Origin of the sequence: Maribacter arenosus, assembly GCF_014610845.1 — a bacterium.
GTDB lineage: Bacteria > Bacteroidota > Bacteroidia > Flavobacteriales > Flavobacteriaceae > Maribacter_A > Maribacter_A arenosus.
This window is the reverse complement of record NZ_JABTCG010000005.1, coordinates 376548-403307: the sequence shown is the minus strand read 5'-3', so window position 1 is coordinate 403307 and position 26760 is coordinate 376548. Positions and strand designations below refer to the sequence as shown.

Sequence of the window (26760 nt, the reverse complement as noted above, 5' to 3'; positions counted from 1 at the left end):
GCGAAGGGACACTATACTTCCAAGAATATGGTCTATTATTGTCCTTCCTTAATGTAGCCCCAGCCTTCGCCCTGTTTTTGAATGATTTCCAGAATACCGTCTGGTACGGCCCTAACTCCGGCAACCAACTGGGAAACATCGATTTCATGCCTATTCAACGATGCCTGGCAAACCACAAAATCTACGTTGTTGTTCTTGGCCAGGGCTTCCATTTCATCCGATACAGCGGACTTGTCCTTCACTACCATTTCATAGGCTCCGCTATACATGACCACCTCGAACATTGAATCGGGGTAGGCATTCGACATCATTTTTACATGGCGCATGGTGGATTCGTGAACCCCCGTATTGCTACTTGTGACATCGAATACGATTTTTACCGGATTTTCTTGGGCAGATGCCAGTGTGGTAAAGAGGCATGCCAATACTATATTCAAAACTTTTCTCATAATGTGTTTATTTAAAGATTACTGCGAACTAATTACGTATTTCCGAGTACTTCTTCCCCAGAAACTTCGGGGCTGCTTACTCTCCCGCAAAGATGTAACCGCAACCATTTTCCTGGGCTCTACCCAGTGCCCAAACCCCTGAGGGTACCACTTGAATTCCCGGCATCACGGCTGCTATCCATTCTTCATAGGTTTCCTTTGGGTCTAATCCCATTTGCTGGGCCACGGCACCACTGTATACCGAAATGGCCAAATTGCAGACACAGAACATGGCGCCTCGAGCTTGCATATCCTTTATGCCTTGGATCACAGGAAGTGGAAAATCACCTTCTTGGGGTTCGTAATACGGATTACGGTCATAGGTGGTCCCGTCTGCCTTTTTTACATGGAAAACCTCTCCCAAGGGATATTTTTTCCAAAGGGAAGAATTAAAAGCAAATGGAATTCCATCATGACGTAAAACGGTCATGGCCGTAATATCATCGTCTGGGGATCCAGTTTCATTGTTTGATAAATAGAACGCCCAGTTCCAAATTATTGGAAACCCCTTGTGCGGATAGGATCCATCATAAACGATACGGTGTTTTCCTTTTATCTGCTTAAACCAATCATCGGCTTCGTTCATTTGCGTTTCACTGAAATCGGTCATACCGGCAAAGGCCGGATTGCCAAGTACTGAAAGGGTACTTGCCGTGGCACCAAGCATCATGGCACCCATAAAGCTTCTTCTTGAATTTGTCTTTGTTTTCATCCGTATATATTTATTTGATTAATATTCTGCAAGAAGTAATTATTCACATCCTACATGATTGTTTTAAAAGGCATTTATATCTTCGATTTCTCCATTAAACATTCTTGTTTATAAGGCCAACGCCCCGGCTGTCTCCTTTGCTAAAAATGTCCACCCGACATTTTCTTAACGCTTGGCCCTACTTAGACTTAACAATATTGTACTCGCTTTTATAAAAATCCATAATAGGTTGAAAAGGACCAATACGGTGTTGCTCAATAGGGAAGGTATCGGCATAGGGCCCATAAGGGGTGGATACTGGTTTTTTGGTCAGATCCGGAAAATCCGCTTCCCGGTTCGGTTTCTCCGGTCGTTGTTGCTGGTTGATATAGCCGGCCACATCATATGCTTCTTCATCTGAAAGTACGGGGGCATCATAAGTGGTTCCAAAAGGCATATTGGCCTTAATGAACTGGGCCGCTGTGATTACACGGGTCATTCCTGCCCCATTATTATAGGAATCGGTACCCCAAAGGGGTGGGTATTGATAGGTGAAACTATCCGATGTTTTAACCCCTTGCCCATTTTTGCCGTGACATACGATGCAGTTCTTTTCAAAAACCTGTTGCCCATGAATAAGATCAACTTTTCTGTTCGGAATTTCAACTTTAACGAACCCTTGTCCAGCTACCTTTCCGCCTTCTGGCGCAAACCGACTTAGCCAGTTCAGGTAGGTGATAAAGGCTTGCATTTCTTTTCCATCGGGTGGCAACACCCTACCGTTCATACTGCGTTCCATACAGCCATTGATCCGTTCCTCGATGGTCCCTATTTTGTTTTCCCTCCCCCTGAACTGGGGAAATCTTTTTATGATCCCAATGAGGGGAGCCGAAAAGGGCTTGGTACCCGACTTTAAATGGCAATTGTTACATGCCAATCTATTGCCGGCATAGACCATGTCTGGGTTGCCATTGTCCGGACCAAGGTATTTGGGTGTATTTATAAAAAGTTCATGTCCAAATTTCAATGCTGCATTTTCAGCGGAATCGTCCAATAATGAAACATCGTATTTCGATTCTACCGGGCCCAGTGAAATTTCCACTAAGGGTATTGGATCTTTGGCAAACACATCAAAATAAAACAGTAGGGTAGTTATACCGACCAACACTATCAAGCTACAACATACTGTGACTTGAAGTCTTAATTTTTTGATAAGATAAATGGTATCATCTTTCATGACCGATCGTACTAGTTGTTTTTGAAATATTGTTAAGGGGGAGTACTACAAGTTTAGCTATACTATCCTAGAATGGTTTTCACTATTTATGCAATCTCTAGGAGTATTTGTGAAAGAGCTCGAATAACCTATTGTCATTATTGCAAAACCATGCAATGAAAAATTGTAAAATATATAAAATCAGTTATTTATGTCTATCACTGGGAGGGTGGCCATATTCTTCCTTAAAAGCCCTGCTAAACCAGGATGGATCGTTAAACCCTACTGCATAGGCTATTTCAGAAACGGTTTTATCGGTGGTCTGTAATTGCTCTTTCGCATCTTCCAAACGGATAGTTCTTATAAAAACGGCAGTGGATTTTCCGGTGATTGCTTTTAGTTTTCGATAGACCTGTGATTCACTTAGCCCAAGTTTAGCGCTTAGTTCAGAACTGCCAAAACTCGAATCATCCAAATCTTCATGTATAAGATCAATGACTTTGGTGATAAATTTTGTTTCCGCATTTATGGGTTGCTTTGCAATTACTTTAGAGACTTGACCTTGTTGGAATTTAGTAATCAATTTTTTCCTCAAGAATAGCAATTGTTCCAATCGTGTGAATAATTCCTCTTTTTGGAATGGTTTTGCCAAATAAGCATCCGCACCTTTTGTAAGGCCAAAGACACGATCCTTGGAAGTTGCCTTGGCGGTTAAGAGTACTATGGGAATATGGTCGGTACGTTCATCCTTTTTCAGCATGCTACAAACCTCATAACCATCTTTACCAGGCATCATGACATCAGAAATAATAATATCCGGAATGTGTTCGAATGCCATTTCGAGACCTAAAATGCCATTTATGGCATGTATTGTATTATAGGTGCCCATTAAACATTGATTTAGATAATAGGCGACATCCTTATTATCTTCAATTATGAGTACCAATGGTAATTCAGGCTTATCGAAAGGAACTACATTTTCCCGTTTTTGGACATCTAGGAACTCTAAATTCGGCGCGTTTTCTGGATTTGGATTCGTTGATTCCAAATTTGTGTATGGTGCATTATGGGTAATGGGTAGCGTTACCTTGAATACACTACCCTCGTTAGGTGTACTGGTCACTGAAATTTGGCCCCCGAGCACGTTTACCAATTCTTTGGTTAAGGCTAGTCCTATACCCGTACCCTCGCCTCTTCTGGTTATTGTAGCATCGGCTTGATAAAAACGATTGAATATATATGGTAATTCTTCTTCGGAAATTCCCACTCCAGTATCGCTGACCTTGATAATCAAATTTGTATTATTCTCATTATGGATATGAAGCACGATTTTTCCAAGCGGGGGCGTAAATTTTATGGCATTAGAGAGTAAGTTTGATATGATAGTTGATAATTTCTGCGAATCCACATCCATCATTAATTCATCAATTTCAGAATACACTGTGAAATGTATGTCATCTTCCTGGGCAAATGAATGAAAACTTTCCCCTAAATATTTAATAAAGGGCACTACGTTGATTTGTATGAGATTCGTTTCCATATGACCACTTTCAAGTTTGGAAAGATCCAGCATCTCATTCACTAAGGATAACAGTTTTCTGCCATTTCTACGAATCATTTCAACCGAATTTTTTATGGGTGGATTTGTTTTGGTCCGTAATTCACTTTCCAGTGAATCTGTCATCCCAAGTATAACAGTAAGTGGAGTTCTAAATTCATGCGTAATATTATCATATAAACTATTTTTTAGTTCATTTACCTCTTTTAGGCGAAGGCTTTCAGCTATGGCCAATCGTTTTGAGAGCTGAAAGCGGTAGAATCTGTCTGCAAAAGCGATCGTAATACCGGCGTAAAGAAGATAGGCCCACCAAGTTGCCCACCAAGGGGGTAGAATCTCAAGATCCATTTGTAAGGGTGTTTGTTCCCATTCCTCTCCTCTCGAGAAACCGTTGACCTGCAAGGTGTAACTGCCAGAAGGAAGGTTTAAAAATTGGATTTCCGGTTCTTTTAAAAAGTTCCAGTCGGCATCGATTGGTAAAAGCTTATAGGCATAGGAAACATCCTTGTTCAGCCGATAATCTATACTGGAAAAGTCAAGATAAAAAGGGAATTCATCATGCCTAAACTGTAAGTTCCCTGTATTGATTATTGAGTTTGTAAGCCAAGGTTTTGTCGCATTGTTGGTCTTTACAATTTCATCTCTCACCCGTAATTGTGAAAAATACAGCGATTCCGGGCGGTCAATTTTTTCTAAATATTTTGGTTGAAAATAGGTTACCCCGGCTATACCCCCTAAATAAACTGTACCTACGTCGTCCAAATACTTAGCATGTATATCAAATTCCTTACTTTGAATACCATCATTTACACCATAATATCTAAAGTCGTCCAAAACTGGATCGAATTTTACTATGCCCTCTGTGGTTCCCAACCACAGCTTATCAGAATCATCATGTTGAATACAATATATAATTCCATTCATTTTCTGTTCTGGATTTACCCATGATTGGAATTTGTTATCACCTAAATATAAATTCAATCCATAGTGAGTTGCTAACCACATTTTTTCATTGGAATCAATGGTGATATCGTACACTGAATTGGCCGAAATTGAGGTGTCATCATTTACATCCTCCACATAATTGGTAAAAACAGGCTGATCCAGATTAATTGCGATATTGCTAAGTCGGGTCAATCCCCCTTGAGATCCTATCCAAATGTTGTCATCGGCATCGGCGAGAATACATTGGGTAAAATCATTGATCAATGAATTAGGATTATATCTTTCATTTTTAAATCTTTTTACTTTAACATCATTACTACCGCTCAGGGTTAGTCTAAAAATACCATGCCCAAAAGTTGCCCCCCAAACATTTCCTCCGTTATCCAAGGTAATACCTTTGATAAAATCGTTATTAATGGTTTCCGGATTATTTGGGTCATGTTTAAACACCTTGAATTTTGGATTTTCAGGGTCAAATGACTTTAAATCCAACATACTTAAACCGCGTGTTGTTGCTAACCACAATCTTTGGTTTTTATGGTCTTTTACAATTTCGCGAACCACATTTCCTGAAATACTCAAAGCATTGTTTTGATCTTCCTTGAAATAGTAGTTTTTTCCTTCTTGTATCAAATTCAGCCCACCATCCGAAGTTCCAATCCATAATTGGTTTTCATCTTTCAGGATCGAGAAAACGACATTGTCATTCAATAAATGATCCCCTCGTTTGTTTTTGGAAATATTCTTAAAATAAGGTTCTTTGAAATCTAGAAGATTTAAATTATTGGCGGTCCCTACAAAAATTTGATTGGCTTCAATTCGTAAAAGGGATTGTACGGTATTGTTACTGAGACCAAGGGTATTATCCTCATTGTATGCGATTTTTTTCAATACTTTTTTAGAGCGCCAATCAAAGAGGTAGAGACCAGAACCGGTTCCTATCCAAACCTTTGAACCATCATCATCCAAAAATTCTGTGATATGCCTTGTTTGGCTTACACCATTTTCGTTAAGGTTAAAGGGCATAATTGACTTACGGTTCAAATCATAGATATAAAGTCCGATATCAGTACCTATGAGAAGTCCATTTGTGGTTTTATAAAAAGCCAGAATATTTCCTTGAATCCGAACCTCAGGTGTTTTTGGAGGGGTTTTGGAGATTTGCAAGTTCCATTTGTATACCGCTCCTTGCAAACTTCCAATCCATAAATTTTGTTGTGAATCTAAGGTCAAGGCGCTTAAGGCTTTATCATTTAGAAAATTTTCCTGATAAAAGGACCCGGTCTTAGTTGGCTGTAAGCTGTACAGTCCCGAATTTCTTGTGGTTACCCAGAGAATCCCATTTTCTTCAATCGTCAAACCAGTAATACTTTCATTTTTTTTGGCCCTCAACTTTATTCTATGGAATATATCGAGATTGGCATCATAATAATTAAGTCCGTCATCCAAGGTACCAACCCAGACGTTTCCATTGGGATCGGCCAACAATTTGGTAATTGAATTACAAGATATTGATGTGGAATCTAATTCACTGTACTTGAAATGTCTGAATTTTTGCCCATCGAACCTATTAAGGCCATCTTGTGTGCCAAGCCATATAAATCCTGATTTATCTTGGATAAGGTCATTTATTGTTACCTGTGAAAGTCCGTGCTCCAAAGAATAGTATCTGATTCTTGGGTCAATTTCTTGAGAAAAAATACTGCCATAGCAAATTAGTAGCAATAAAAAATTGCAGATAGGAACTCTAAGATGGCTTACTGTTCTCATCGTTAATTCTTAGTTGACAATATGCGTTGTATCTATGTAAAAGGGGGGGACTTTTAAGCGCTCTTAAAAATGATATAAAACTAAGATAAGAAATCTGCATTAAAAGGGTGTCAAATCTGTATATCAGGACCAATAACCACCATCATCAATTAGGAATGATGTGTGCATGGTAAGATTATAGGAAGAGGTATGGAATTATGCCCTTAACAGCTTATTTTTAGTATATTACCGTCAGTGCCTTTTCTTCCTCATCCTTATGTACATACACATCGACCTGCCCTAACATCGAGGAGGCAAAACCTGCCAATCGCGCCGATTCGGCCTCGTCTTTAACAACAGCTTCAATGCCTATTTCATGAAGCCTGGCAACCAATAGTTTTGCCTTTAAGGAATCTCCGGTGAATATCTTTTTATAGTTGGACGTCATATGTTCTTTTTAAGAATTCGTTTCTTTCCGATACAATAATAACAAAGGCCTAAAGTGGATCATCAGGTTCAACGTATATCGCTTGGACCATACTCCTATAGGTCGCTTATGAAAGTTACCGCTTTTTTTTATCTATCCACCATGTTTTTGTATTAAAAATATATTTCAGGCGGGATGCTTCCAAAGTCGCAAATCTGGGGTATAAAAAAATCCATAGCCAAAGGTTATGGATTATATATATGTAGGTCTTATTGGTCTATTTTGCCATTTGTAATTCTTCGGTTGGGTGACCTGTCTTTTTTAGGTTGAATATAAATTTACAACCCTGACCTTTTTCGGATTCAATGCTAATGGTACCGCCCATTTTCTCCGTTATTCTTTTTACAGTGGCCAACCCTATGCCATTTCCCGATTCCCCAAATCTATCCTTTGGGGCCAATACTTTAAAGATTTGGAAAATCTTATGTTGTTCCCCGTCAGGAATACCTGGGCCATTATCAACTACCGTAAAGGTATAGTCCTCATCGTGCCCAACGACTTCAATTGTAACCTCTGTATTCTCTTTATCGTTGTATTTGATGGCATTGCCGACAAGATTGATCAATATTTGGTCAATAGCGGTTCTGTTTGTTGTTATATATTCCAATTCTGAAATGATATCAATAGAGACCGAATTGTCGTAAGCGAACAAACCAAGAATGTCTTTCTGAAGTGATTTAATATCGATTTTAGTCCCTTTTTCTTTTAAGATGGAATCACTTTTACTATAAGCCAAAAGTCCGTCGACAAGCCCCTTGAGTTGACTGGCCGCTTTACTTATAAAGCCAATCAACATTCTTCCATCCTCATCCAAAATCGATGCATAGCCTTCAGAAAACACCTCAGTAGTTGTTGAAATATTGTTCAAAGGGGATTTAAGATCATGTGCAGCTATATAAGCGAAACGCTCCAATTCATCATTCTTTTCCTCTAGGTCTTGTAATGTCAACTTCAGTTGCCTATTGGTCTTTCGCAATTGTAAAAGATTCATGACTTGATGCGATAGGGCCTTTAAAGATTTAATTTGACCTTGGCTTAAAAGTCGTGGCTTGTGATCAATTACACAAAGCGTTCCTAAAGGGAGTCCTTCTGGTGTACATAGTGGGACTCCTGCGTAAAAAATCACCTTTGGTTCATCAATCACTAGGGGATTATCATGAAATCGTTCATCCGTTCTAGAATCCTGGATAATAAAAATATCCTCTTCCTCATTTATGGCATGGGCACAAAAGGCATATTCCTTGGGGGTCTCGGAGACATCAAGTCCGAAACTGGATTTAAACCATTGCCTTTCATGATCCAATAAGCTTACAAGTGAAATAGGGGTGCCACAAATTTCGGCCGCAATGGCGGTCAAGGAATTATAATCCTCTTCTGGCAGTGAATCCAAAATGGAATAGGATTCCAAAGCTTCCAAACGTTCTTTTTCGTAAATATGGTCTTGAGGTGCTATCATTAAGTTGAAGTTTTTTTAAATTATAGTATAGATTATTAATACTATAAAAATCGTAAGATTTGGATTACTTCGTACTAGAACGTCCTTTTCGTGCCAATAGTATGCCATTACCTATAAAATAAGGCAGTCAATACTTAATAGAAAGCAAGAATTAGAGGATTTATAGTGGAATTTTGCTTTGGATAAGGTTCGAGTGGCCTTTGGCGATCAATCGGGTTTTGTCTTCATTCCAGACCTCACATTCGGCATTGATGATCTGTTTGCCTTTTTTAATGATTTTGGTCTGGGCAATAATGGTTTCCCCTACTTGGGCACGGCTAAAATAGTCTACCGAAAGGCTCACTGTGGTGTAGACATGAGGTAGTCCCAAAGAAAAAACAGCGGCCCCCATGGCATCGTCGATGATCGCCGCGGTTGTGCCCCCATGAATGATTCCCAAAGGATTGGTCATTTCGTTTCGCACTACATAGGAAAACTCCAGTTCACCGGCTTCCGCACGGATCAAGATAGGGTTCAACCATTGCATCAGGGGGGAAGGGGATTGGGAGGCATCTTTGCCTATGTGTTCCTTGAAATATGCCAGGGGTTTGTTCATTGTAATATTTTACCCCAAAGATACAATGCATGTAGTAAACAAGAAACATCTTAAACAATAACTATCGATTCCCAGCCTATTTTAAGTTCGTAACGGATTCAATGCCCGGCCGAGACCTTATTTTGATCCAGGCTATCTTTTTTTATGTAATATCTCGCCACTTGTCGGATAAAGTGTCTTAATCCTTCCAATTCCTGATCCGTAATATCAGGGTGAGCGGGCATGCCCATAGCAACCTTTGAACCAGCCCTCAATACCGATTCGAAGGATGCTTTGTCCAAAGGAATAGGCGAGGCCCTAAGATCCGGTGCCATACCACCGCTTATGTATCCATGACAGGCCGTACATTCCCCATATTTTGATGCTCCGATATTCGCTAAGGTCTCGTCGATAATAAAATCGGGATCATCAATGGGTACCGGGATGACAGGGGGTTGTAATTTTGGCATGTCGGCAGTGCCTTCCAAGGAAAAACTGATCAACCTTCTGGTTTGGGCGCGGTAGGCCCAACCTAAATCAGCTGCTTTGTCGCCACCAAGACCGGCATATCCGCCGCCCCATCCGACCAATAATGCAATGTATTGTTTTCCGTTCAAAGTATAGGTAATCGGTGGGGCCGCTATTCCCAATCCCACATCAAAGGTCCAAAGGGTTTTACCGGTTTCGGCATTATAGGCCAAAAATTTACCATCTGGTCTCCCTTGAAACACAAGATTGCCCGCGGTAGTCAAGGTACCGGCATTATGCAAATGTTCTTGGCGTATTTTCCAAACTTCCTTTTGCTTTACGGGATCCCAGGCAATCAGTGATGCTGGGTATTCCCGTGGTCTATCATCGCCAGTGGTATTAACACCCATACCCCCTTTAAATTCTTCAGCTTGCCAAGTCTCTAAATCTATACCTTCATCGGAATAGTTCGCCCCTTGGTGCAGGGCCGGAATGTATACAAGACCCGTATTCAGATTGTAAGACATGGCATGCCAACTATGGGCACCCCAGGCGTTTGGTGCAATATAAGCGGGCTCGGTCTCATACCTTGCCCCTTCAATTTCAACAGGTCTACCCGTTTTCATGTCGATATGGGAAGCCCACGTGGTTTCTACGAAGGGTTCGGCGGATATCAACTTTCCCGTCTCACGGTCTATCACATAAAAGAATCCGTTCTTTGGGGCATGCATCAATGCTTTTACCTCTTTACCGTCGATATTCAAATCGGCAAGGACAATGTCCATATTGCTGTTGTAGTCCCAACTTTCCCCAGGGGTGGTCTGGTAATGCCAAAGGTATTCGCCCGTATCGGGTTTCAGTGCTACAATAGAACATAGAAACAGATTATCGCCCCCGTCCGGACTTCTTATTTTTCGGTTCCAAGGGGACCCATTTCCAGTGCCTATATACAGCACATCCAAATCGGCATCATAGGTAAACCCATGCCAGGCATTGCCACCGCCACCGTGTTTCCACCATTCACCTGTCCATGTTTCGGCGGCCATTTCCATAGCCTCATTTTCAAAACCATCCGCTGGGTTTCCCGGGACGATATAAAACTTCCAAGCTTCCTTACCAGTATCGGCATCATAGGCGGTTACCCAACCTCTTGTAGGGCCATTTTCCGTACCCCCGTTGCCGATCAATACCTTGCCTTTGAAGGCTTTTGGAGCCCCTGTGATGTAGAGAGATCTTTCCATATCAAAAGTACGTACCTTCCATATTTCTTCCCCTGTTTTGGCATTCAAGGCCACCAACCGACCATCCCACGTAGCGGCAAAGATCTTGCCTTCGTAAAAAGACAATCCCCGATTGTGTTTCCATCCTATTTTCTTTTTCCCTTCAACCGCTTTGCCCACTTCGGGATCATATTCCCATAGCAATTCCCCGGTCTCGGCATTTACGGCCCTTACCACATTCATGGTGCCGGTAAAAAATAGTACCCCTTCTACCACAAGTGGCGTGCTAACCAGGCCCACGTCATTAGGGAGGTCCATAAACCAATCCACTTTTAAATTGGATACGTTTTCGGTATTGATCTGTATAGCCGGACTAAATCGTCTTTCGTTATGGGTTCGACCGTATGCCAACCAGTTGGCGGTTTGCTCTTCATCTGCGATGGCCTTGTCGTTATAGCTATCGCATGAGGTCATTAAAAATAAACCCAGTAGCGCATTGAGGATGATTTTGAGGTGAATCGATTTCATAGAAAGTTGGTTTTGTTGGATGAACTTGAATTGCCTATGAAATATATATTTTATTCCTCTTAGGAAGGAAGTACAGATGATGAACACCTCTTTTTTTTGTCCGAAAGGTGTGTTCTATTTAGCGGGATGGGGATTCTGGAATTTAAAACGGACAGGAATTGAAATATTCCTGGATATTGAATTTACGGTCCTCGAATTGCTCCTGTAGTATCTTAAAATGTTGGATGCGATCGATGCGAAATGCCCGATAGTCTTTCCGTAAATGGCACCAAGCTATCAAGATCCACTTTTCATAGGTAGCGAATAGGGCACAAGGTTCGATCTTTCGAAAAGAGATATTGGGATCATCGGCCTTACGGTAGTTGATTTCCATAAAATTAAAGTGGGTAATGGCCAGTTGGATCTCTGAGAGGGCATTGCTCGATATGTTTTCGAAGCTATGGTCAAAGACATGTATTTTTTTGTTCAGGAGCTCACTTTTCTCCAATACCGAGGATCGGAACACCGATTTTATTTTGGTAAGGGCATCCTCAAAATCGGCAACAAAAGAGGAATCCTTGCTTTTTTTCACAACATGCTCCGCGGTGATCAGGGCATTGGCCTCTTTCTCGGTAAACTGTACCGGTGCCACCGTATACCCATCCATCAGGGTGTAACCACGACCTTCGATGGTAATCACGGGAACCCCACCCTCGATCAGTTTTTGAATGTCACGATAAACCGTACGTACACTTACACCAAACTTATCGGACAGTTCGGGAGCAGTTAAAACCCGACGGGATTTTAAAAGTGTCAATATGCTTATAAGTCTTGGTAGTTGTGACATTAGTTAATAACAGATTCCCCATAAAAGTAAGTTTTTATGGGGAATCAAATAACCTTGTTAATTATCTTTCGGAGGCTTTCGACCTAGCTTGTCTTGTGCGAACTCGAAGAACCCCTAATGAGGATAGAAATTTTTAATTCCAAGAATGCAAGGCCACCCTATTGCCTTCGGTATCCAGTAATTGGGCCATAAACCCGTTTTCACCAATATCGGTCTTGGGCATTAATATCTTACCACCGGCGGATTCGACACGGGAAAGGGGTCCGCTTAGGTCATCCCCTCCGTTCAGGTAAATGGTCACCCCATCGGCGGAAGGCTTGGCACCCTTCATTTCAACAAGTCCGCCACCGACACCATTATTGTCATTATCATAAGGGAACATCCCATATTTACCTTCTGGCATATGCATATCGGCGATTTTAATGCCCAACATGGTGTTGTAAAATTTTTTGGCCCTTTCGTAATTTGTTGCTGGTATTTCAAACCAGCTGATCGCATTTTTCATGGTTGTATGTGATTTTAGTTGTTAAACAATACTACAAAATTAAAAGACGGAGTGACAGATGATGTCAGGGGTTATTTTTTGTACACATATTATTTTTGTTCCCAAAACGATTTCCCATAATGTTCATTCACTTTCCACCGCTTTTTCCTTAACGATCGAGTTAAACCGTTCACTTTCTTCCATCAAGGGGCTATGGGCTGAATTTTCGAATGTATAAAAGGCCTTTTGTGGCGCTTTTAATTGATCATAAAAATCCTTGGCCAACGCATAGGGGGTTTGATAATCATGTATGCCTTGGAAGATATACACGGGCACCTGCATGCTATCGATTTCACGGAATAGATTTGTATTGATTACCTCGGGCCAGAGATGCTTTGTCGAGAACATGGATGCCTTCAAATAATTCATTTTGTCCCCAAAAGTGTACTCTTTTGCCTCAAGGAGCATCATGACCAATGGCCACATCCCCTTCATTTCGCGGGTTACCCCACCTCCGAATTGCATTACATATTTACGTTCTATAGGTAAATAATCCATCCATGCCTCGCTACCGGCTAGGGAATCGGGAAAACGCAATGCGCCAAGTGCTTCGATGGCATCTTTGTCCTTATGTTTAACGGCCTGTTCCTTGGCCCATTCCGTGGAAATTCGTTCCCCTTTATATTGATGACATACCTGTCCGATCCCAAAGTAGGTATAAAATAGCTCAGGGTATTGGTGAGCGGTTAAAATCCCAAGTAGAGACCCCCAGGAATGCCCCATGATATGGATTTTATCTTTTCCAAACCGTTTGGCAAGCAGTTCACTAAGTTCTTTGGTATCCGATATGAATTGATTAAGATTCATGCTTTCCACCGGGATCTCTGCTGAATAGGATTTGCCAGCGCCACGTTGTTCCCAATATACCATCACAAAATCATTCTCTATGGCACTATTCGTATTTCTCAGGAATATAAATTCCGGACTTCCGGGACCGCCATGTAGAAAAAGCATGACGGGTTTGGTACGATCGGCCCCTCGAATTATAAGGGTCTGTTCCAAATCACCAAGGGTTACCTTTTCTATTGAGGCGATACTATTGGGCATATCCTTGCCATTGGCGTCAACGATCGGGTCGGTAGTCCCCGGACTTTTTAACCATAGTACGATCACCAGACCGAAGAGCATAATAAAGAGACCGCTAAGGAGGTACGCGAATATTTTCAGGGCCTTTTTAAATCGTTTCATTTTGTACATGTGCTAAACAAATCATCAATGTGATCGATCGTTCAATTCCCAATTGATCGAAGGGAATGATTAAAAATTCGCATCAACCATGTATCACTGGAATGCCTTGGATTTTGATTGAAATTTTATAAAAAAACCCCTTGTCTAATAACGATGATCGTAATGACAAGGGGCTTTTAAGTTTATTGGTTTACGCAATCTATAGCTGCGCGAATACTTTTTCAAGCAGGGCCTTGGTCGCTTTTATACCTTCGTCCTCCGAAAGTTGCGTGCCTTCGTATTCGATGCCTACATGACCTTTAAATCCGCTATCCTTTACGATTTGCATGATTCGCAAATAATCGGAATGTACCTCATTGCCATTTTCATCAAATTCATGGCTTTTGGCACTCACCCCTTTGGCATATGGCATGAGTTCCTTAATGCCTACATACTTATCGTATTCCGAAACACAACCATCAGGGCCACGTTCGATACAGAAATTTCCGAAATCGGGAAGCGTACCCACGTTCTCCATATTGATCTGTCCCATAAGGCCACTTAGCCATGCCCCGTTAGAGGAATGTCCCCCGTGGTTTTCAACAATAACGTTGATGCCTTTGGTTGCGGCATATTTTCCTAAGCTGGCAAGTCCAACTTTGGCATTTTTGGCCAATTCCTCTGGTGTACCAGGACCAGCGGCATTCACACGAATGGAATGTGCGCCCAAGAATTGGGCAATATCGACCCATGGATAATGTTTTTCAACGGCCTCTAACTGTTTTTTGGGATCATCATCACCCAAATTTCCCAACGCATCGCACATGATCAGACCGACCGTTACCCCGGCCTCTTCACATTTCTGTTTAAACTTGGCCCAATATTCCATATCATTCGCTTTACTGAAGTAAAACGTATTGACCAATTCTATGGAGTTTATTCCGTAATCCGCTGCCATTTTAGGAAATTCCATTGGGTCAGGGCCCTTTAATAAGTCATCAGGGGATTCCTGCAATGTTTTACCAAATTCTTCCCAGTTCATGGTTTCAACCCCAAAAAAGGTTTTGTGTAATGACCACTGGGCCAAGGAAATTTGAAAATCGGGACCGGCTTCCGCTTCTACTTCGGTGGCTTCCGCTTCAGCAGGTTTTTCCGCTTTGTCCTTACATCCTATCGTGCTGGAAAATAGAAAGATCGCACTACAGGCGATGGCCAAGGTTTTTGTTTTGTTTTTCATGGTATTCTAAGTATTTATTTTGATTTTTCAGTGTAAAAAAATATAGGGAGTAAGTTACGAAATTAGCTCGCATTAGACAATGCCAAGATGTGCTTATTTAAGTGATTTTTCTGTTCTGGAAATTAAACAAGCGGTTTGGTGGCCGCCGAAGTTTTGGAGGTTGGTTCGGTGGGTTGTGTCGGTTGCTCTATGTTCTGTTTTTCTAGCGTCTTGACTTTTTGCCGTTCTAAAAATTTAATATGATAAAAGACGTAAAATACCACTATACCCACTGTCAATATAATGTTGAGCCAGAATATGGTTTTTCGGTTTGTTTTATACGCTACGAAAAGTGCAATGACCAAACCGATAACAGCGGCCATAATACCATAGCCAAAGACAATGGCACCCCCTGCCAGGCCTTGATTTTTACCTGCTTCCACTAGGCCGGCATACGATATACCCACAAAGAAGAATGCAATAAGCGTAAGGGGATATAGCAAAAGACTATACAATTTCAACATCCGATGTGCCATCCTTAAAACGTGATTGTTTTTTCAACGGTTTCGCCTTGTTTTACGGTGATGGTAAAAGTGCTTTTTTGTCCTTTATGGGCACCTAGTGTGATGACCCTTACCTCATACGTTCCCGGATTTAATAGGAATTCTTTGGGGTTGCTACTTTTGGAAGTATATGTTCGGTTACCGGCTACATTCTTACCCGAAGTTTTGTCATGTACATTGACCGTGGCATCAATCAATTCACCACTTTTGGTTGTAACGCCGATCAGGGCAACGCCACTTTTAAAGTCATGAAATATAGCTTTAGTAGCATTGGCCTTTACTTCAACATCCCCCACTTCTTTATTGATGTCCAAGCCTTTTAAATTCAATGCGGAATAGGTGATCCGGTAATGCCCGGCAGGCACTTCCATTTTTTTTGATTTACCATAGGTTCGGGTCGAAGCGACCACCTTATTGGTAGTATCGTACATTTTCACAAGGGCATCCCATGGCTTCCCGTTATTGGTGGTAGCAACTTCAAGAATGCCACCATCAAAACTTACATCCTGGTGTTTTACATCCCCTTTCTTCATTTCAACAGTGATGGTAGTTCCGGGGATATCCGAATTTTCCAAAGGTTTAACTTCAATATCGTATGTTCCGGGGGGCAAATACACCCAGGCGGTATCCCTGTATGTTCGTGCCCCTCTCAAGTCCTTTTTGGAAACCGAATGTTTTGGTTTTACCCAAGCATCCACAGGTTTTCCATTTTTAAGGGCATAGATCGAAAAATTTCCATTAGGTTTATCCACGGTTTCTGTTGTGGCCGCGGTTAGCACTTCACCCAAACCTCCTGCATTATTCGCATCATAATAGGTGCCATCGCCCGCCTTTGTGGCACATTTTAATTGCCCTTTTTCACCCTCCTTTAAACCGAAGCCTACAATATGTAATTTAAAATCAATACCATTGGCCTTGGCATCGGTTATTACTTTACAAAGGTCCCCATCACATGATTCAATGCCGTCGGTAATCAGAATTATGGTCGCTTTGGTGTTGCTTTCCTTGAGTGACTCTATGGCCATGGTCGCACTACGTGCCAAAGGGGTACGACCTACAGGATTGATGGCCTTGACCGCGCTAGTTACCTTGGTTTTTGATTTGTTGGCCAGGGCTACCAAATATTCAATATCGTTACAATCACTTTTATTACGGTGTCCATAGGCTATTAAACCTACATTTTGGTCCTCTGGTAAATTGCCAACGGTTGTGGCCAGGACTTCCGAAGCGATTTCTTTTTTGGTTTTTCCATCCAATTGACCCCACATAGACCCACTGGCATCGTAAATAAAAAGGATCGGGGATGGTTGTTCCTCTTGTGCTTTTACATTGTATACCAAGCACACTAAAATTAGTAATGGGAGTAATTTTTTCATTTTTAAGGTATTATAAAAGACGCTATGATCGATCAAACAGATGGCGAACGGCCGGATAACAACAAGAGCGCGCACAATCTGTGAAGCAGTAGGCAACTTGGGGCGCTGGTAAGCAGGATGTATCCTCTTGTACTAAGATAAGGAATAAGTTTTGATTTTGCTTCGCCTGTCTTGGGCAGAGCTTCCCAGAGGTTTTTTAGAGCGATAGCCCGACTGAATTACATGTCCCATCAATCCCTTCAACTTTCCTGCTCAAGGCAGGCAGGGACTCAGGACAGGCTAAGTCGAGGGGTAGTATTAAAATGTAAGTCCTAGTCCACCAAAATTTGATAGATTCCCGTGCTTGGATCTCGTTGAAATTCGGCGTTATCGATACGTATTTCGTTGTATTCCGTATAGCTGCAACAATCCGCATTTAATCTTTCTGCATCTACGAAGAGCTCAAAAAGGGGTTCGGAACCAATTTCGAAGGCGTATTGAACCGTCTCCGTTTGCCAGCCAATGGTGTAAACCCTGATCATATTGTAATTGTTCTCCGAAATAAAGTCAAATTCCACTACACGATCATCGGCACGATCGATGACCTTGAGGTCGGTGGGATCATAGGTGTTGTTGGTGAACAGATTTTCACCAGTGGTCTTATCGATCAGTTCAAAGTCAAAGGGTTCGGGTGGGGTATTGCATAAAACACCCCCGCAATCATCATCTTTACATGATTGGGAAAAGAGGACTAGGACAAGAAGAAATGCAATAGGAGACTTTTTCATGTCGTATTTTCATTTATAATTTTGCTGATTCCCTTAATCAGTCCTTGAGTAACATGCATACCTTATATCTGAGTGTAAAACCTTTAAGTGGTTTTTGCATATCTGGCGCATCCCTACCTATGGGTTACCCTAACTAAAATACACTAATTACAATTTGTGTTATATTGGGTTGCTTCATCTTTTCCCCAATCTATAGGAACATTATCCAGTTGGGCTTCGCTTACCTGAATGCAGTTTAAATTGCTGTTGTCGTAACAATATAAAAAGTTCAGCGATGCAATGTTGCTTACATTTAAACTGCTAATAGCTGTAGTTTCACAATATAATAATTGTAAGGCAGTATTGTTATTGACATCTAAATCTAAAATAGGGTTATGGCCACAAATCAAATATTCCAATAAAACATTCTTACTTACATCCAGATTTTCAATATTATTTGATGGGAGATATAAATTCTTTAAATTGATATTATGGGTGACATCCAAAGCGTTTAACGAATTGAAATTAAGATCTAATACTTCCAACGCTACATTATCACTCAAATCCAAATCCGTAATCCTGTTACCATATGCCAATACTATTTTTAAAGCAACACAGCCGTCTAAATTCAAGCTTGTAATTTCATTCTGATCCAGAAACAACTCCTTTAAAACTGCCTTGTTGGCTAAATCCATACTTTCAATATTGTTGTTTCTACATTCCAATATTTCGATGGCATTACTGTTATCAACATTTAAACTGGATATTTGGTTAAAGCTACAATCCATTGTTTTTAGGGACGGATTATTGCTGATATCCAATGCTGTATAGTTATTTGCCCCACAAATAAGGGTTTCTAAATAGGGTTTATTATTCACATTTAAACTCGTCATACCATTATAACCACAATCCAAATACTTGATATTGGCGGTGTTGCTTAGATCCAACGCATCAATACCATTGCCAGAACAGTCTACAAATTCTAAATCGGTATTATCCTTTAACAGTAAACTTTCAACAACGCCCCACGAACAATCCAATGTCTTTAAAGCACTATTATTGGTTAGATCTATGTTTTTTATACCTGAACGGGCACAATTGAATGTCACTAAATTTATGTTCTTGCTTATATCCAAATTTTCAAGTGCAATATTTTGTGTACAATCCAATGATTCCAATGCCACATTATTGGTCACATCCAGTTTATTCAATTCCGCATTAAAACGACAATCCAAACTTTTTAAGGCCACATTATTGCTAAGATCAAAGTCTGTAATGCGATTACCGCTACATTTTAAAATCTCCAGATTCACATTTTCAGTTGTATTTAAACGTTGAAGATCGGTTACTGAACAATCCAATGATACCAGCGCTTTATTATGGGTTAAATCTAAAGTTTTTAAGCGCGTACCGCTACAGTTTAAGGAAGTCAATCCTGTAAACCATTCAATCCCTTGTAAATCCATAATATCGGTGTCACTTACATCCAATTCTTTTATATCCTTTAATTTATGGATCAAGATTCGTCCATCAAAAACGTCGTCATAACCTAGATCGATCAAGGCCAATTCAAAATCTGGGTCGAGTATATTTTCTGATCTATGAATATCATCTTCTTCATCTTTATCATCTTTACTGCAATTTGTCATTGCAAGAGATAAGAGCAAGACCCCTAGGATTAAAATGTGGTTTGGTGCTTTCGTAATTTTCATCAAATGGCCAATGGTATTTTAATGCTTAAAAACAATTGTAAACGTATCGCTTTTTAGCGATTTAATAGGTTCTTTTTTATCTAAGATACTTTCTAAAGAATAGAATGGCACATAAAGCGATAGGCAATCTCTAGGCAGTGGGGCTTAGTACTTATTCTGTTTTCTTTGTTTTTTTACGTTTTTGATCATTTTCCCAAAATTTTTGTCCTTCTTTCTTTTTTCCTCAATACTCGATTCGAAAAAGGCCCTTTCTTTTTCCATTTTTTGGAAATTCGCATAGGAATCCGAATCTAGTTCCCCTTTTTCAATAGCATTTCGTATAGCGCAATCTTCTTCGCTGGTATGTTTACAGTTGTTGAATTTGCAATTCTGGGACAATTCGACGATCTCATCAAAGGTGATTTCAAGTCCGACCGACGTATCGGTTACACCTATTTCCCGCATTCCAGGATTGTCGATAAAAATTCCGCCATTCGGCAAAACAACCAATTCCCGGTGTGTAGTAACGTGTTTTCCCCTATCGATACCCGCACTGATTTCAGCAGTCGTCATCAATTCCTTTCCTGATAACTTGTTCAAAAGGGTCGATTTGCCAACCCCAGAAGAACCCAATAAACAATAGGTTTTTCCTTTTTCCACAAGGTTTGCCATATCGTGCAACCCCTGGTGTGATACATTGCTTATCGTTCGTATGGCAATACCTTTGATCCGTTCTTTTATTTTAGCGAGAAGCGCCCTCAGTTTTTCTTCTTCCAATAGATCGATCTTACTCAAAATAATGATGGGCGTTACATGTGAGGTATTGCAAATGGTCAAATACCGTTCGAGACGATTGATGTTGAAATCCCTATTCACCGATTGTACAATCAACCCATAGTCGATATTTGTGGCGATTATTTGGGGTTGTACCGATTTTCCGGCAGCTTGTCGTTCAAGCATGGAATGTCTTGGATAAACCGCATGTATCAAGGCTCTGTTTTCGTCATATTCAGAAAAGGCAACCCAATCACCAACAGCAGGTAAATCATATCTGCTTTCAGCAGTAAATCTTAGATTACCGATAAGTTCCGCATTATATTCGGCCGTGTTCGATTTTATGACATATTTGTCTTTATGTTCCAAGATAACGCGACCAACATCGAAGACCTCCAGATGTCGTTCTTTTCTGTACCCTTCCAATTCTTCAGTATACCCTAAATCTTCAAGTTTCATCGGAGTAGCATCTGCATTAAACATAAGAGTAAATTGAATCATGCGCTTTAGCGCTTTCCTCTGGACTAAGATACTATATCCAAACGTATAAGTACATTAATTCTAAAAATAGGATGGCCACATGGGACAGCGAAGTGCCACAAATGTTTCAGGCGTTGTGGCAAGGGAGCGTACCCAGGAAAAGGGTGTTTACGTAAAAAACCATGCCCAAAAGGGTGGCAGGGAAGCTATTGATTAACTTTAAAAAAACTTGATCAATACTTTTCCTATGCCACTAGTTTTTGATTTCAAGTTGGGATTTCAGTACATTGCGTTAACGCGCCCAACGATACTTATAACCATGTCATACGATGTACTAAAACAAAACATAAAGAAGAATTTAAACCTTTCTACTGAAGAACTGGAAGGAATTTGCAAGTACTATAAACCCTTCGATGTTAAAAAAAAGGAATTTTTATTAACCCAGGGGAGTATTTGTAAATTCGAAGGCTTTGTCTTGGAAGGTTGTTTTCGGATTTTCACGCTAGATAAAAAGGGAAACGAAAACACCTTATATTTTGCAGCCAAGGATTGGTGGCTCATGGATATCGATAGTTTTATGAATCAAACCCCTTCCAACTTAAACATACAAGCGTTGGAAGACAGTAAAGTGCTTTTAATTAACAGACGGGATAAAAATGCGCTATATGATTCGCTTCCCGTTGTAGAGAAACTTTTTCGTATTATGTCGCAAAAAGCCTTGGTTTCATGGCAAAGGCGGTTAATACGTAATCATTGTTTTACAGCAAAGGAACGCTATTTCCATTTTTTGGAAACCTATCCGGACATCTCATCAAAGCTTACCGATAAACAAATCGCGGGTTACCTAGGTATTAGCCACGAGTTTTTAAGTAAAATTAAAAAAAGCGAAAAATAATTTTCCCGAGTTGAACAAGTTCAACTTTTTTTTCAATTTCATTCCAGTTATTTGCATACAACCAAATGAAACAAGTAATGAAGAAAACAGGAGCTGGGTCATCCATTCAAGGAAGATCATCAAATCGATTTACCAAGGCTAAGATAAAAAACAAGATTGCATTCTTATGGGTATGTCTACTGTTGAATACCGCTGCAGTATGTGCGCAAACAACAACCGACATTTCACATGAAGATGCCTTAAAAGCCGTGTTGGCCGCTAAAGAAAAAGCCGAAGATTCAAAGGTCTTGGTAAATATAGCCGTCGTTGATGCCGGTGCAAATTTAAAGGCGTTTATCCGTATGGACGATTCTTATTTAGGAAGTATAGATGTAGCTATAAAAAAAGCAAAGACATCGCGTTATTTCGACATAAATACGGGCGATCTTGGTAAGCTGACCCAACCCGGGGGCATTATTTATAATATTGAACTTACCAATGACGGACTCGTTACCTTTCCTGGCGGTGTTCCCATTAAAAATAAAGAAGGAAAAATCATAGGTGCCATAGGCGTTAGCGGTGGAACTATTGAGCAAGATCATGACATCGCAACTGTAGGTGCAAATGCGATCTTGGAATAATCCTTACAATTCAAAAAATGTTTAAAATTATGAGTAGCTTAAAATTTTTCATTCTTTTTATCATATCGCTTTTATCCCAAATTTGTTTACCACAAGCTACGGATGGGCTCATGCCCTATATGCAGGATTTTAAGAGCATATCTGCCAATAATACGGTAACGGTTACGAGTTACGAAAAAGGGGGGGCACATTACGTATATGCAGGAGGTTTTGGAGGTATTGATATCTTCAGCTTGAACAAAGAAGGAAAGTTAACTCCAATAGGTTCCCAAGCGCTTTATAAGGAAGACGGACCCGCAAGAGGAATGGTGGTTGATCGTATTAAGGGTACAGACTTTCTATTTGTAGCGAATAAGCACGGTAACGCCATTGAAACTTTTAAGATTTTAGACAATGGAACTCTAGATCGCGTTTCCTTGACCATGGATACCGATGAAACCCATCTTGGTATTGCCATTACCCTTCAGGTTGTTCATATGAAGCAAGGATCTTATCTCTTTATCGGTGGCTTGGAAGAAACACCGGGCTTAAGTAGTTTTAAAATTCAGGATGATGGAAAACTCGCGCATGTTCAATCCATGAAAGATGATGAAAAAATTTATACGGATGGTATCATTGGCATGTTTACGCATAAAATCAAAGGAAAAACATATTTATACACGGGAGGGTTTCAAGACAATGGTGTGAGTAGTTTTAGGGTGTATGAAAACGGTTCGTTTAAAAACATAAATAATATTGGTGATACTACCACAGATCGCTATTTAACCGGGGCATACCCGGTGACCGGAGTGAAATTAGGGGACCATTACTATGTCATTGTTGGTCATAGACATCATAAATATTACGAGAAAAATGGGTTTATTAAAAATCCAGATTTTGTGTATCATGGTGATGCTGTAAGTGTCTTTAAAGTAAACAGAAAAGGAGCCTTGGTGCCACATTCCATTTTAAAAGATGATGAAAACACCAAGTTACAGGGGCAGACAAGAATTGAAATAGTCTCGGTAAAAAGCAACGAAGCCATATTGGCTGTTGGTACAAGGGATGACGCTAGCATCCAACTTTGTAAATTGGATGTAAACGGAACGCTGACCCCTATAAATTATTTAGAAACCGGCTATTCAATTTATTATGGGTTGAGGTCCCATAAAATAGATGATGATAATTTCCTGATCGCAGGGTCGAATAGGTTCGATTTAAAAAAGGTAGTATCCTACAAGGTTTCCCCTAAAATCAACAGGGGTAAAAAAGTATTAAGGCATATCGTAAACCTAAAGTATAAGGAAGAGGCCACCGAAGCACAGATTGACGAAGCTGTTAAGGCTTTTGAAAATATTAAAAACGAAATTCCCGAAATTGAGCATTTGGAATGGGGAGTCAACGATAGCAAGGAAGGAGTTAGCAAAGGTTTAACCCATACGTTTACCCTAACCTTCAAGGATGACCACGCTAGGGAAATTTATTTATTTCACGAAGCACATATCAACTTGGTAACTAAAATAGGCCCTATAATAGACGATGTTTTGGTGATGGATTACTGGACAGAACAATAAAGTTTTTTACGCATTAAAAAGTAGACCATGAACAAAACAGCATACATTACTGGAGGATCAAAAGGTATCGGATTAGGCATAGCGGAAGCCTTAGTAAAACAGGGTATTCATGTGGCCATTACAGCAAGAACACAAAGTGATTTGAAGATCGCCGAAAAACACTTAAAAGCCATAGGAAAGGGAGACGTTTTGACCATTGAATCAGATGTGAGGAAATTGGGGGATGAAGAAAGAGCCGTGCAACAAGTATTGGATACCTGGGGCCGGTTAGATTATTGTATCGCCAATGCAGGTATAGGGAAATTCAGCCCTATTGATGAAATGAGTGCCGAAGTATGGAATTCGGTAATCGATATCAATTTGACGGGCGTATTCCATACCGTTAAAGCGGCTATTCCGGCACTCAAAAAATCCAAAGGTTACATTATTACCATGGCGAGCTTGGCAGGTACCAATTTTTTCGAAGAAGGAGCGGCCTATAATGCCAGTAAATTCGGGGTAGTCGGTTTTTCCCAGGCAATTATGCTCGATCTAAGACCTTACGAAATTAAGGTAACGACGATTATGCCAGGTTCGGTAGCCACTTTTATTGACGGACAAACGCCTACCGAGAAGGATGCTTGGAAAATCCAACCCCAAGATATCGGGCAAATGGTAGCTGATTTACTAGGTATGAATCCTAGAACATTGCCTAGCAAGGTAGAAGTCAGACCCGCTGTACCACCTTCTGCAAGGAAATAAACAAATGGGAAAGCAGGCCAATGTATTTTCACAAAGATAAATTCGTATTCCTAAGGTCATACAAAGTATAGCTAAGGATTGGATATAGTCATTATCGGCACTATGTATTGTACATAGACCATAACACTATCTCTAATGGCTTAATTACGGTATATGATCATTTGGTCTAGTGTCTTTATTCAAAAGACGGAGTGTTCTTGTATCTTTGACCCGTAACCAATGCCATGCAACCCCTTATATGTCAAATTCTGCAATTAAAGTAGGCCTGGTTTCCTTTGGGATGAGCGGTCGCATTTTTCATGCCCCCTTTATTGAAAAGAATCCCGATTTTGAATTGAAATTGATTCTGGAACGCACAAAATCAATTTCAAAAGCGATCTATCCCCATGCTACGATTGTTCGGAGTTTTGAAGATCTGATTAATAGTAAAGAAGTAGATTTAATCGTTGTAAACGGACCCACCTATCTGCATTTTGAAATGGCAAAGGCGGCCCTGGAGGCTGGGAAACATGTGGTTTTGGAAAAGCCCATGACAGCTACTACAAAGGAAGGGGAAGCCCTTTTGGCCTTGGCCAAGAAAAAAGGGTTACACCTCGCGGTATACCACAATAAACGCTTTGAAGGCGGTTTTAAGACCGTACAAAAGCTACTGGCCACCAAGCGATTGGGAAAGGTAAAGGAATGTCACTTAGCCGTACATCGGTTTCGACCCGATATAGGCCCCAAGGCTTGGAAAGAAGATCCCTATCCCGGGGCGGGAATTTTGTACGATATCGGTTCCCATTTGATCGATCAGGTGTTGGTGTTGTTCGGTTGGCCGTTGGATATTAAAGCCGATCTGCAAATACAACGTGCCCACGGACAGGTGGTCGATTATTTTAAGATCACTTTTCTATATGCCGATTTTAAGGCGACCATCCTTTCAGATATGTTGACCCAAGAACGAAAGCCTACCTTTTCACTGGTGGGAACCAAGACCCATTTTGTGAAATTTGGGCATGATCCCCAAGAAAGTAGATTGGCCCAGCACCCTATTTCATGGGAAGGGATCGGCGAAGATCTGGAAGAGAACTATGGCATATTGACCCATCATGACACGAATACCAAAGAAAAAATCACCACCGAAAACGGCGACTATGGTCAGTTCTATGCAAATCTATATGACGTTTTAAAGGGCAATAAAACATTGATCATTCCCCCGGAACAAGCCCTTGATGTGATCAAAGTCATCGAATGGGCTATGGAAGCTGGCATTACGAGACCCTGAAAATTAGGGTCGGTCTTTTGAAGCTTAATTTTTGACGTGTTACATTCATTTTTACTCCTCGTAGGTAAAAACGTAGTCATGAGAACTAGCGTTCGCGTTCATCGTACCTTTTTCTACAAAGCCGTTGGTCGTAACGTCAAAGGCTATGGTTCGGTATGTACTTTTTTGAGGATCGGTACCGGTTCTCCGGTACGATAGGGTTGGGTTTTCCGTCGAGATTTTTAAATTCAACACCGTGATCAGATTCATATCCAACACGTCGAAAATGGGGTTGTACACAGGATTGAGATTCACGTTCGGTTTGAAATCGGAAAACGTATGCTGCCAAACAAAAATCGTTGAACCCGATGGGTTGGTGTCATACACAGACACACTTTCAATCGCATTGTTCGACGTTCGAGTAAATGTTTCCTCGGTAAAATATTCATCATTTTCGCCATAAAATACTACAAAACAATCAATAAACCCATCGGTCGTTCTAATGATGACCTTATTGCCATTGGCAGTGGTTGGCGTTAACGTGATTTCATTCGCGTCATAAGCGATACGATACACAATGGTTTGATCCGTATACGAAGGCTGGTAGTAGTCGATAGTCAATTGTAAACCGGTAGCTATCCCATTTTCATAGGTCAACTCATACTTATTTTCAGCAGCGGTAATAGTATTTACGGTCAATTTTTGCACTTGCGCCGCTTGTAGGTACTCTAGTTGGGTGGTCTGCCATTTCGTATCCCTCGAATATCTTTCTATCTGAATCAATTCGCCATACTCTTTCCCAGGTTCGGCATCGTCATCGGAACAGGCACACATCAAGGCGACTGCAACAAAAAACAAGAGGGTCTTATTCATTATAGTTGGATATTAAAATCGAAGTACTAATGTAGTACAAATTCCGACGCTCCAAATTTCATTTTTCCA

General features: G+C 40.6%; 23 protein-coding genes. 5 read left to right on the top strand and 18 right to left on the bottom strand.

Going from position 1 to position 26760, the window contains the following annotated elements; translation table 11 throughout:
* Nucleotides 1-35 precede the first annotated feature (35 nt).
* The 17 genes from HPE63_RS15595 to rsgA form a co-directional block, all read right to left on the bottom strand.
* Nucleotides 36-449, bottom strand: a complete 414-nt coding sequence (locus HPE63_RS15595) for a DsrE family protein (protein ID WP_188315213.1) — start codon at nt 447-449, stop codon at nt 36-38.
* A gap of 76 nt (nt 450-525) precedes the next feature.
* Nucleotides 526-1200 (bottom strand): Tat (twin-arginine translocation) pathway signal sequence containing protein, encoded by a 675-nt coding sequence (locus HPE63_RS15590; protein WP_188315212.1) that lies wholly within the window; start codon nt 1198-1200, stop codon nt 526-528.
* A 178-nt stretch (nt 1201-1378) separates the two neighbouring features.
* Entirely contained in the window at nt 1379-2416 is a 1038-nt protein-coding gene (locus HPE63_RS15585) for a c-type cytochrome (protein ID WP_188315211.1), read from the bottom strand.
* A gap of 184 nt (nt 2417-2600) precedes the next feature.
* The gene (locus tag HPE63_RS15580) at nt 2601-6668 is read right to left on the bottom strand and encodes a hybrid sensor histidine kinase/response regulator transcription factor (protein WP_188315210.1); all 4068 of its coding nucleotides are present in this window, start codon (nt 6666-6668) and stop codon (nt 2601-2603) included.
* Nucleotides 6669-6885: 217 nt separating this feature from the next.
* The gene (locus tag HPE63_RS15575; protein WP_188315209.1) at nt 6886-7095 is read right to left on the bottom strand and encodes a putative signal transducing protein; all 210 of its coding nucleotides are present in this window, start codon (nt 7093-7095) and stop codon (nt 6886-6888) included.
* Between the two features lie 256 nt (nt 7096-7351).
* On the bottom strand, nt 7352-8590 hold the full coding sequence (locus tag HPE63_RS15570; RefSeq protein ID WP_188315208.1) for a sensor histidine kinase: 1239 nt from the start codon (nt 8588-8590) through the stop codon (nt 7352-7354).
* Between the two features lie 160 nt (nt 8591-8750).
* Complete coding sequence (locus HPE63_RS15565) at nt 8751-9185, bottom strand: PaaI family thioesterase (protein ID WP_188315207.1); 435 nt, start codon at nt 9183-9185, stop codon at nt 8751-8753.
* A 98-nt stretch (nt 9186-9283) separates the two neighbouring features.
* Nucleotides 9284-11380 (bottom strand): PQQ-dependent dehydrogenase, methanol/ethanol family, encoded by a 2097-nt coding sequence (locus tag HPE63_RS15560; RefSeq protein WP_223198186.1) that lies wholly within the window; start codon nt 11378-11380, stop codon nt 9284-9286.
* Nucleotides 11381-11522: 142 nt separating this feature from the next.
* The gene (locus HPE63_RS15555; protein ID WP_188315206.1) at nt 11523-12206 is read right to left on the bottom strand and encodes a helix-turn-helix transcriptional regulator; all 684 of its coding nucleotides are present in this window, start codon (nt 12204-12206) and stop codon (nt 11523-11525) included.
* Between the two features lie 133 nt (nt 12207-12339).
* Nucleotides 12340-12711, bottom strand: a complete 372-nt coding sequence (locus tag HPE63_RS15550; RefSeq protein WP_188315205.1) for a VOC family protein — start codon at nt 12709-12711, stop codon at nt 12340-12342.
* A gap of 123 nt (nt 12712-12834) precedes the next feature.
* Nucleotides 12835-13938, bottom strand: a complete 1104-nt coding sequence (locus HPE63_RS15545) for an alpha/beta fold hydrolase (RefSeq protein ID WP_188315204.1) — start codon at nt 13936-13938, stop codon at nt 12835-12837.
* Between the two features lie 199 nt (nt 13939-14137).
* Complete coding sequence (locus tag HPE63_RS15540; RefSeq protein WP_188315203.1) at nt 14138-15154, bottom strand: sugar phosphate isomerase/epimerase family protein; 1017 nt, start codon at nt 15152-15154, stop codon at nt 14138-14140.
* A 122-nt stretch (nt 15155-15276) separates the two neighbouring features.
* Nucleotides 15277-15669 (bottom strand): hypothetical protein, encoded by a 393-nt coding sequence (locus HPE63_RS15535; RefSeq protein WP_188315202.1) that lies wholly within the window; start codon nt 15667-15669, stop codon nt 15277-15279.
* Between the two features lie 2 nt (nt 15670-15671).
* A complete protein-coding gene (locus tag HPE63_RS15530) occupies nt 15672-17072 on the bottom strand; it encodes a vWA domain-containing protein (protein WP_188315201.1) in 1401 nt (466 codons plus the stop codon).
* A gap of 311 nt (nt 17073-17383) precedes the next feature.
* Nucleotides 17384-17839, bottom strand: coding sequence for a hypothetical protein (locus HPE63_RS15525; RefSeq protein WP_188315200.1), 456 nt, complete (start codon nt 17837-17839; stop codon nt 17384-17386).
* A gap of 143 nt (nt 17840-17982) precedes the next feature.
* The gene (locus HPE63_RS15520) at nt 17983-19467 is read right to left on the bottom strand and encodes a leucine-rich repeat domain-containing protein (protein WP_188315199.1); all 1485 of its coding nucleotides are present in this window, start codon (nt 19465-19467) and stop codon (nt 17983-17985) included.
* Between the two features lie 207 nt (nt 19468-19674).
* Entirely contained in the window at nt 19675-20766 is a 1092-nt protein-coding gene (rsgA, locus tag HPE63_RS15515) for a ribosome small subunit-dependent GTPase A (RefSeq protein ID WP_223198185.1), read from the bottom strand.
* Between the two features lie 316 nt (nt 20767-21082).
* Between rsgA and HPE63_RS15510 the strand changes: the two genes are divergently transcribed.
* The 5 genes from HPE63_RS15510 (at nt 21083) to HPE63_RS15490 (ending at nt 25839) form a co-directional block, all read left to right on the top strand.
* Nucleotides 21083-21658 (top strand): Crp/Fnr family transcriptional regulator, encoded by a 576-nt coding sequence (locus HPE63_RS15510; protein WP_188315292.1) that lies wholly within the window; start codon nt 21083-21085, stop codon nt 21656-21658.
* Nucleotides 21659-21735: 77 nt separating this feature from the next.
* Nucleotides 21736-22278: a GlcG/HbpS family heme-binding protein gene (locus HPE63_RS15505; RefSeq protein ID WP_188315198.1), complete on the top strand. Its 543-nt coding sequence runs from the start codon at nt 21736-21738 to the stop codon at nt 22276-22278.
* A 29-nt stretch (nt 22279-22307) separates the two neighbouring features.
* On the top strand, nt 22308-23831 hold the full coding sequence (locus HPE63_RS15500; protein WP_223198184.1) for a Dabb family protein: 1524 nt from the start codon (nt 22308-22310) through the stop codon (nt 23829-23831).
* A 27-nt stretch (nt 23832-23858) separates the two neighbouring features.
* Nucleotides 23859-24572 (top strand): SDR family oxidoreductase, encoded by a 714-nt coding sequence (locus tag HPE63_RS15495; protein WP_188315197.1) that lies wholly within the window; start codon nt 23859-23861, stop codon nt 24570-24572.
* A 238-nt stretch (nt 24573-24810) separates the two neighbouring features.
* Nucleotides 24811-25839 carry a Gfo/Idh/MocA family oxidoreductase gene (locus tag HPE63_RS15490; protein WP_188315196.1) on the top strand — a complete coding sequence of 343 codons (1029 nt, stop codon included), beginning with the start codon at nt 24811-24813 and terminating at the stop codon, nt 25837-25839.
* Nucleotides 25840-25890: 51 nt separating this feature from the next.
* On the opposite strand, the gene HPE63_RS15485 is transcribed toward HPE63_RS15490, so the two are convergent.
* Nucleotides 25891-26691 (bottom strand): hypothetical protein, encoded by an 801-nt coding sequence (locus HPE63_RS15485; protein WP_188315195.1) that lies wholly within the window; start codon nt 26689-26691, stop codon nt 25891-25893.
* Nucleotides 26692-26760 lie beyond the last annotated feature (69 nt).

Bases quoted from the DNA above. Each gene is read 5' to 3' on its own strand.
- HPE63_RS15505 (WP_188315198.1), top strand. From the start codon at position 21,736: ATGAAGAAAACAGGAGCTGGGTCATCCATTCAAGGAAGATCATCAAAT.
- HPE63_RS15525 (WP_188315200.1), bottom strand. From the start codon at position 17,839: ATGAAAAAGTCTCCTATTGCATTTCTTCTTGTCCTAGTCCTCTTTTCC.
- HPE63_RS15545 (WP_188315204.1), bottom strand. From the start codon at position 13,938: ATGAAACGATTTAAAAAGGCCCTGAAAATATTCGCGTACCTCCTTAGC.
- HPE63_RS15555 (WP_188315206.1), bottom strand. From the start codon at position 12,206: ATGTCACAACTACCAAGACTTATAAGCATATTGACACTTTTAAAATCC.
- HPE63_RS15530 (WP_188315201.1), bottom strand. From the start codon at position 17,072: ATGAAAAAATTACTCCCATTACTAATTTTAGTGTGCTTGGTATACAAT.
- HPE63_RS15500 (WP_223198184.1), top strand. From the start codon at position 22,308: ATGAGTAGCTTAAAATTTTTCATTCTTTTTATCATATCGCTTTTATCC.
- HPE63_RS15520 (WP_188315199.1), bottom strand. From the start codon at position 19,467: ATGACAAATTGCAGTAAAGATGATAAAGATGAAGAAGATGATATTCAT.
- HPE63_RS15560 (WP_223198186.1), bottom strand. From the start codon at position 11,380: ATGAAATCGATTCACCTCAAAATCATCCTCAATGCGCTACTGGGTTTA.
- HPE63_RS15565 (WP_188315207.1), bottom strand. From the start codon at position 9,185: ATGAACAAACCCCTGGCATATTTCAAGGAACACATAGGCAAAGATGCC.
- rsgA (WP_223198185.1), bottom strand. From the start codon at position 20,766: ATGTTTAATGCAGATGCTACTCCGATGAAACTTGAAGATTTAGGGTAT.
- HPE63_RS15585 (WP_188315211.1), bottom strand. From the start codon at position 2,416: ATGAAAGATGATACCATTTATCTTATCAAAAAATTAAGACTTCAAGTC.
- HPE63_RS15540 (WP_188315203.1), bottom strand. From the start codon at position 15,154: ATGAAAAACAAAACAAAAACCTTGGCCATCGCCTGTAGTGCGATCTTT.
- HPE63_RS15490 (WP_188315196.1), top strand. From the start codon at position 24,811: ATGTCAAATTCTGCAATTAAAGTAGGCCTGGTTTCCTTTGGGATGAGC.
- HPE63_RS15580 (WP_188315210.1), bottom strand. From the start codon at position 6,668: ATGAGAACAGTAAGCCATCTTAGAGTTCCTATCTGCAATTTTTTATTG.
- HPE63_RS15510 (WP_188315292.1), top strand. From the start codon at position 21,083: ATGTCATACGATGTACTAAAACAAAACATAAAGAAGAATTTAAACCTT.
- HPE63_RS15575 (WP_188315209.1), bottom strand. From the start codon at position 7,095: ATGACGTCCAACTATAAAAAGATATTCACCGGAGATTCCTTAAAGGCA.
- HPE63_RS15535 (WP_188315202.1), bottom strand. From the start codon at position 15,669: ATGGCACATCGGATGTTGAAATTGTATAGTCTTTTGCTATATCCCCTT.
- HPE63_RS15595 (WP_188315213.1), bottom strand. From the start codon at position 449: ATGAGAAAAGTTTTGAATATAGTATTGGCATGCCTCTTTACCACACTG.
- HPE63_RS15590 (WP_188315212.1), bottom strand. From the start codon at position 1,200: ATGAAAACAAAGACAAATTCAAGAAGAAGCTTTATGGGTGCCATGATG.
- HPE63_RS15570 (WP_188315208.1), bottom strand. From the start codon at position 8,590: ATGATAGCACCTCAAGACCATATTTACGAAAAAGAACGTTTGGAAGCT.
- HPE63_RS15550 (WP_188315205.1), bottom strand. From the start codon at position 12,711: ATGAAAAATGCGATCAGCTGGTTTGAAATACCAGCAACAAATTACGAA.
- HPE63_RS15495 (WP_188315197.1), top strand. From the start codon at position 23,859: ATGAACAAAACAGCATACATTACTGGAGGATCAAAAGGTATCGGATTA.
- HPE63_RS15485 (WP_188315195.1), bottom strand. From the start codon at position 26,691: ATGAATAAGACCCTCTTGTTTTTTGTTGCAGTCGCCTTGATGTGTGCC.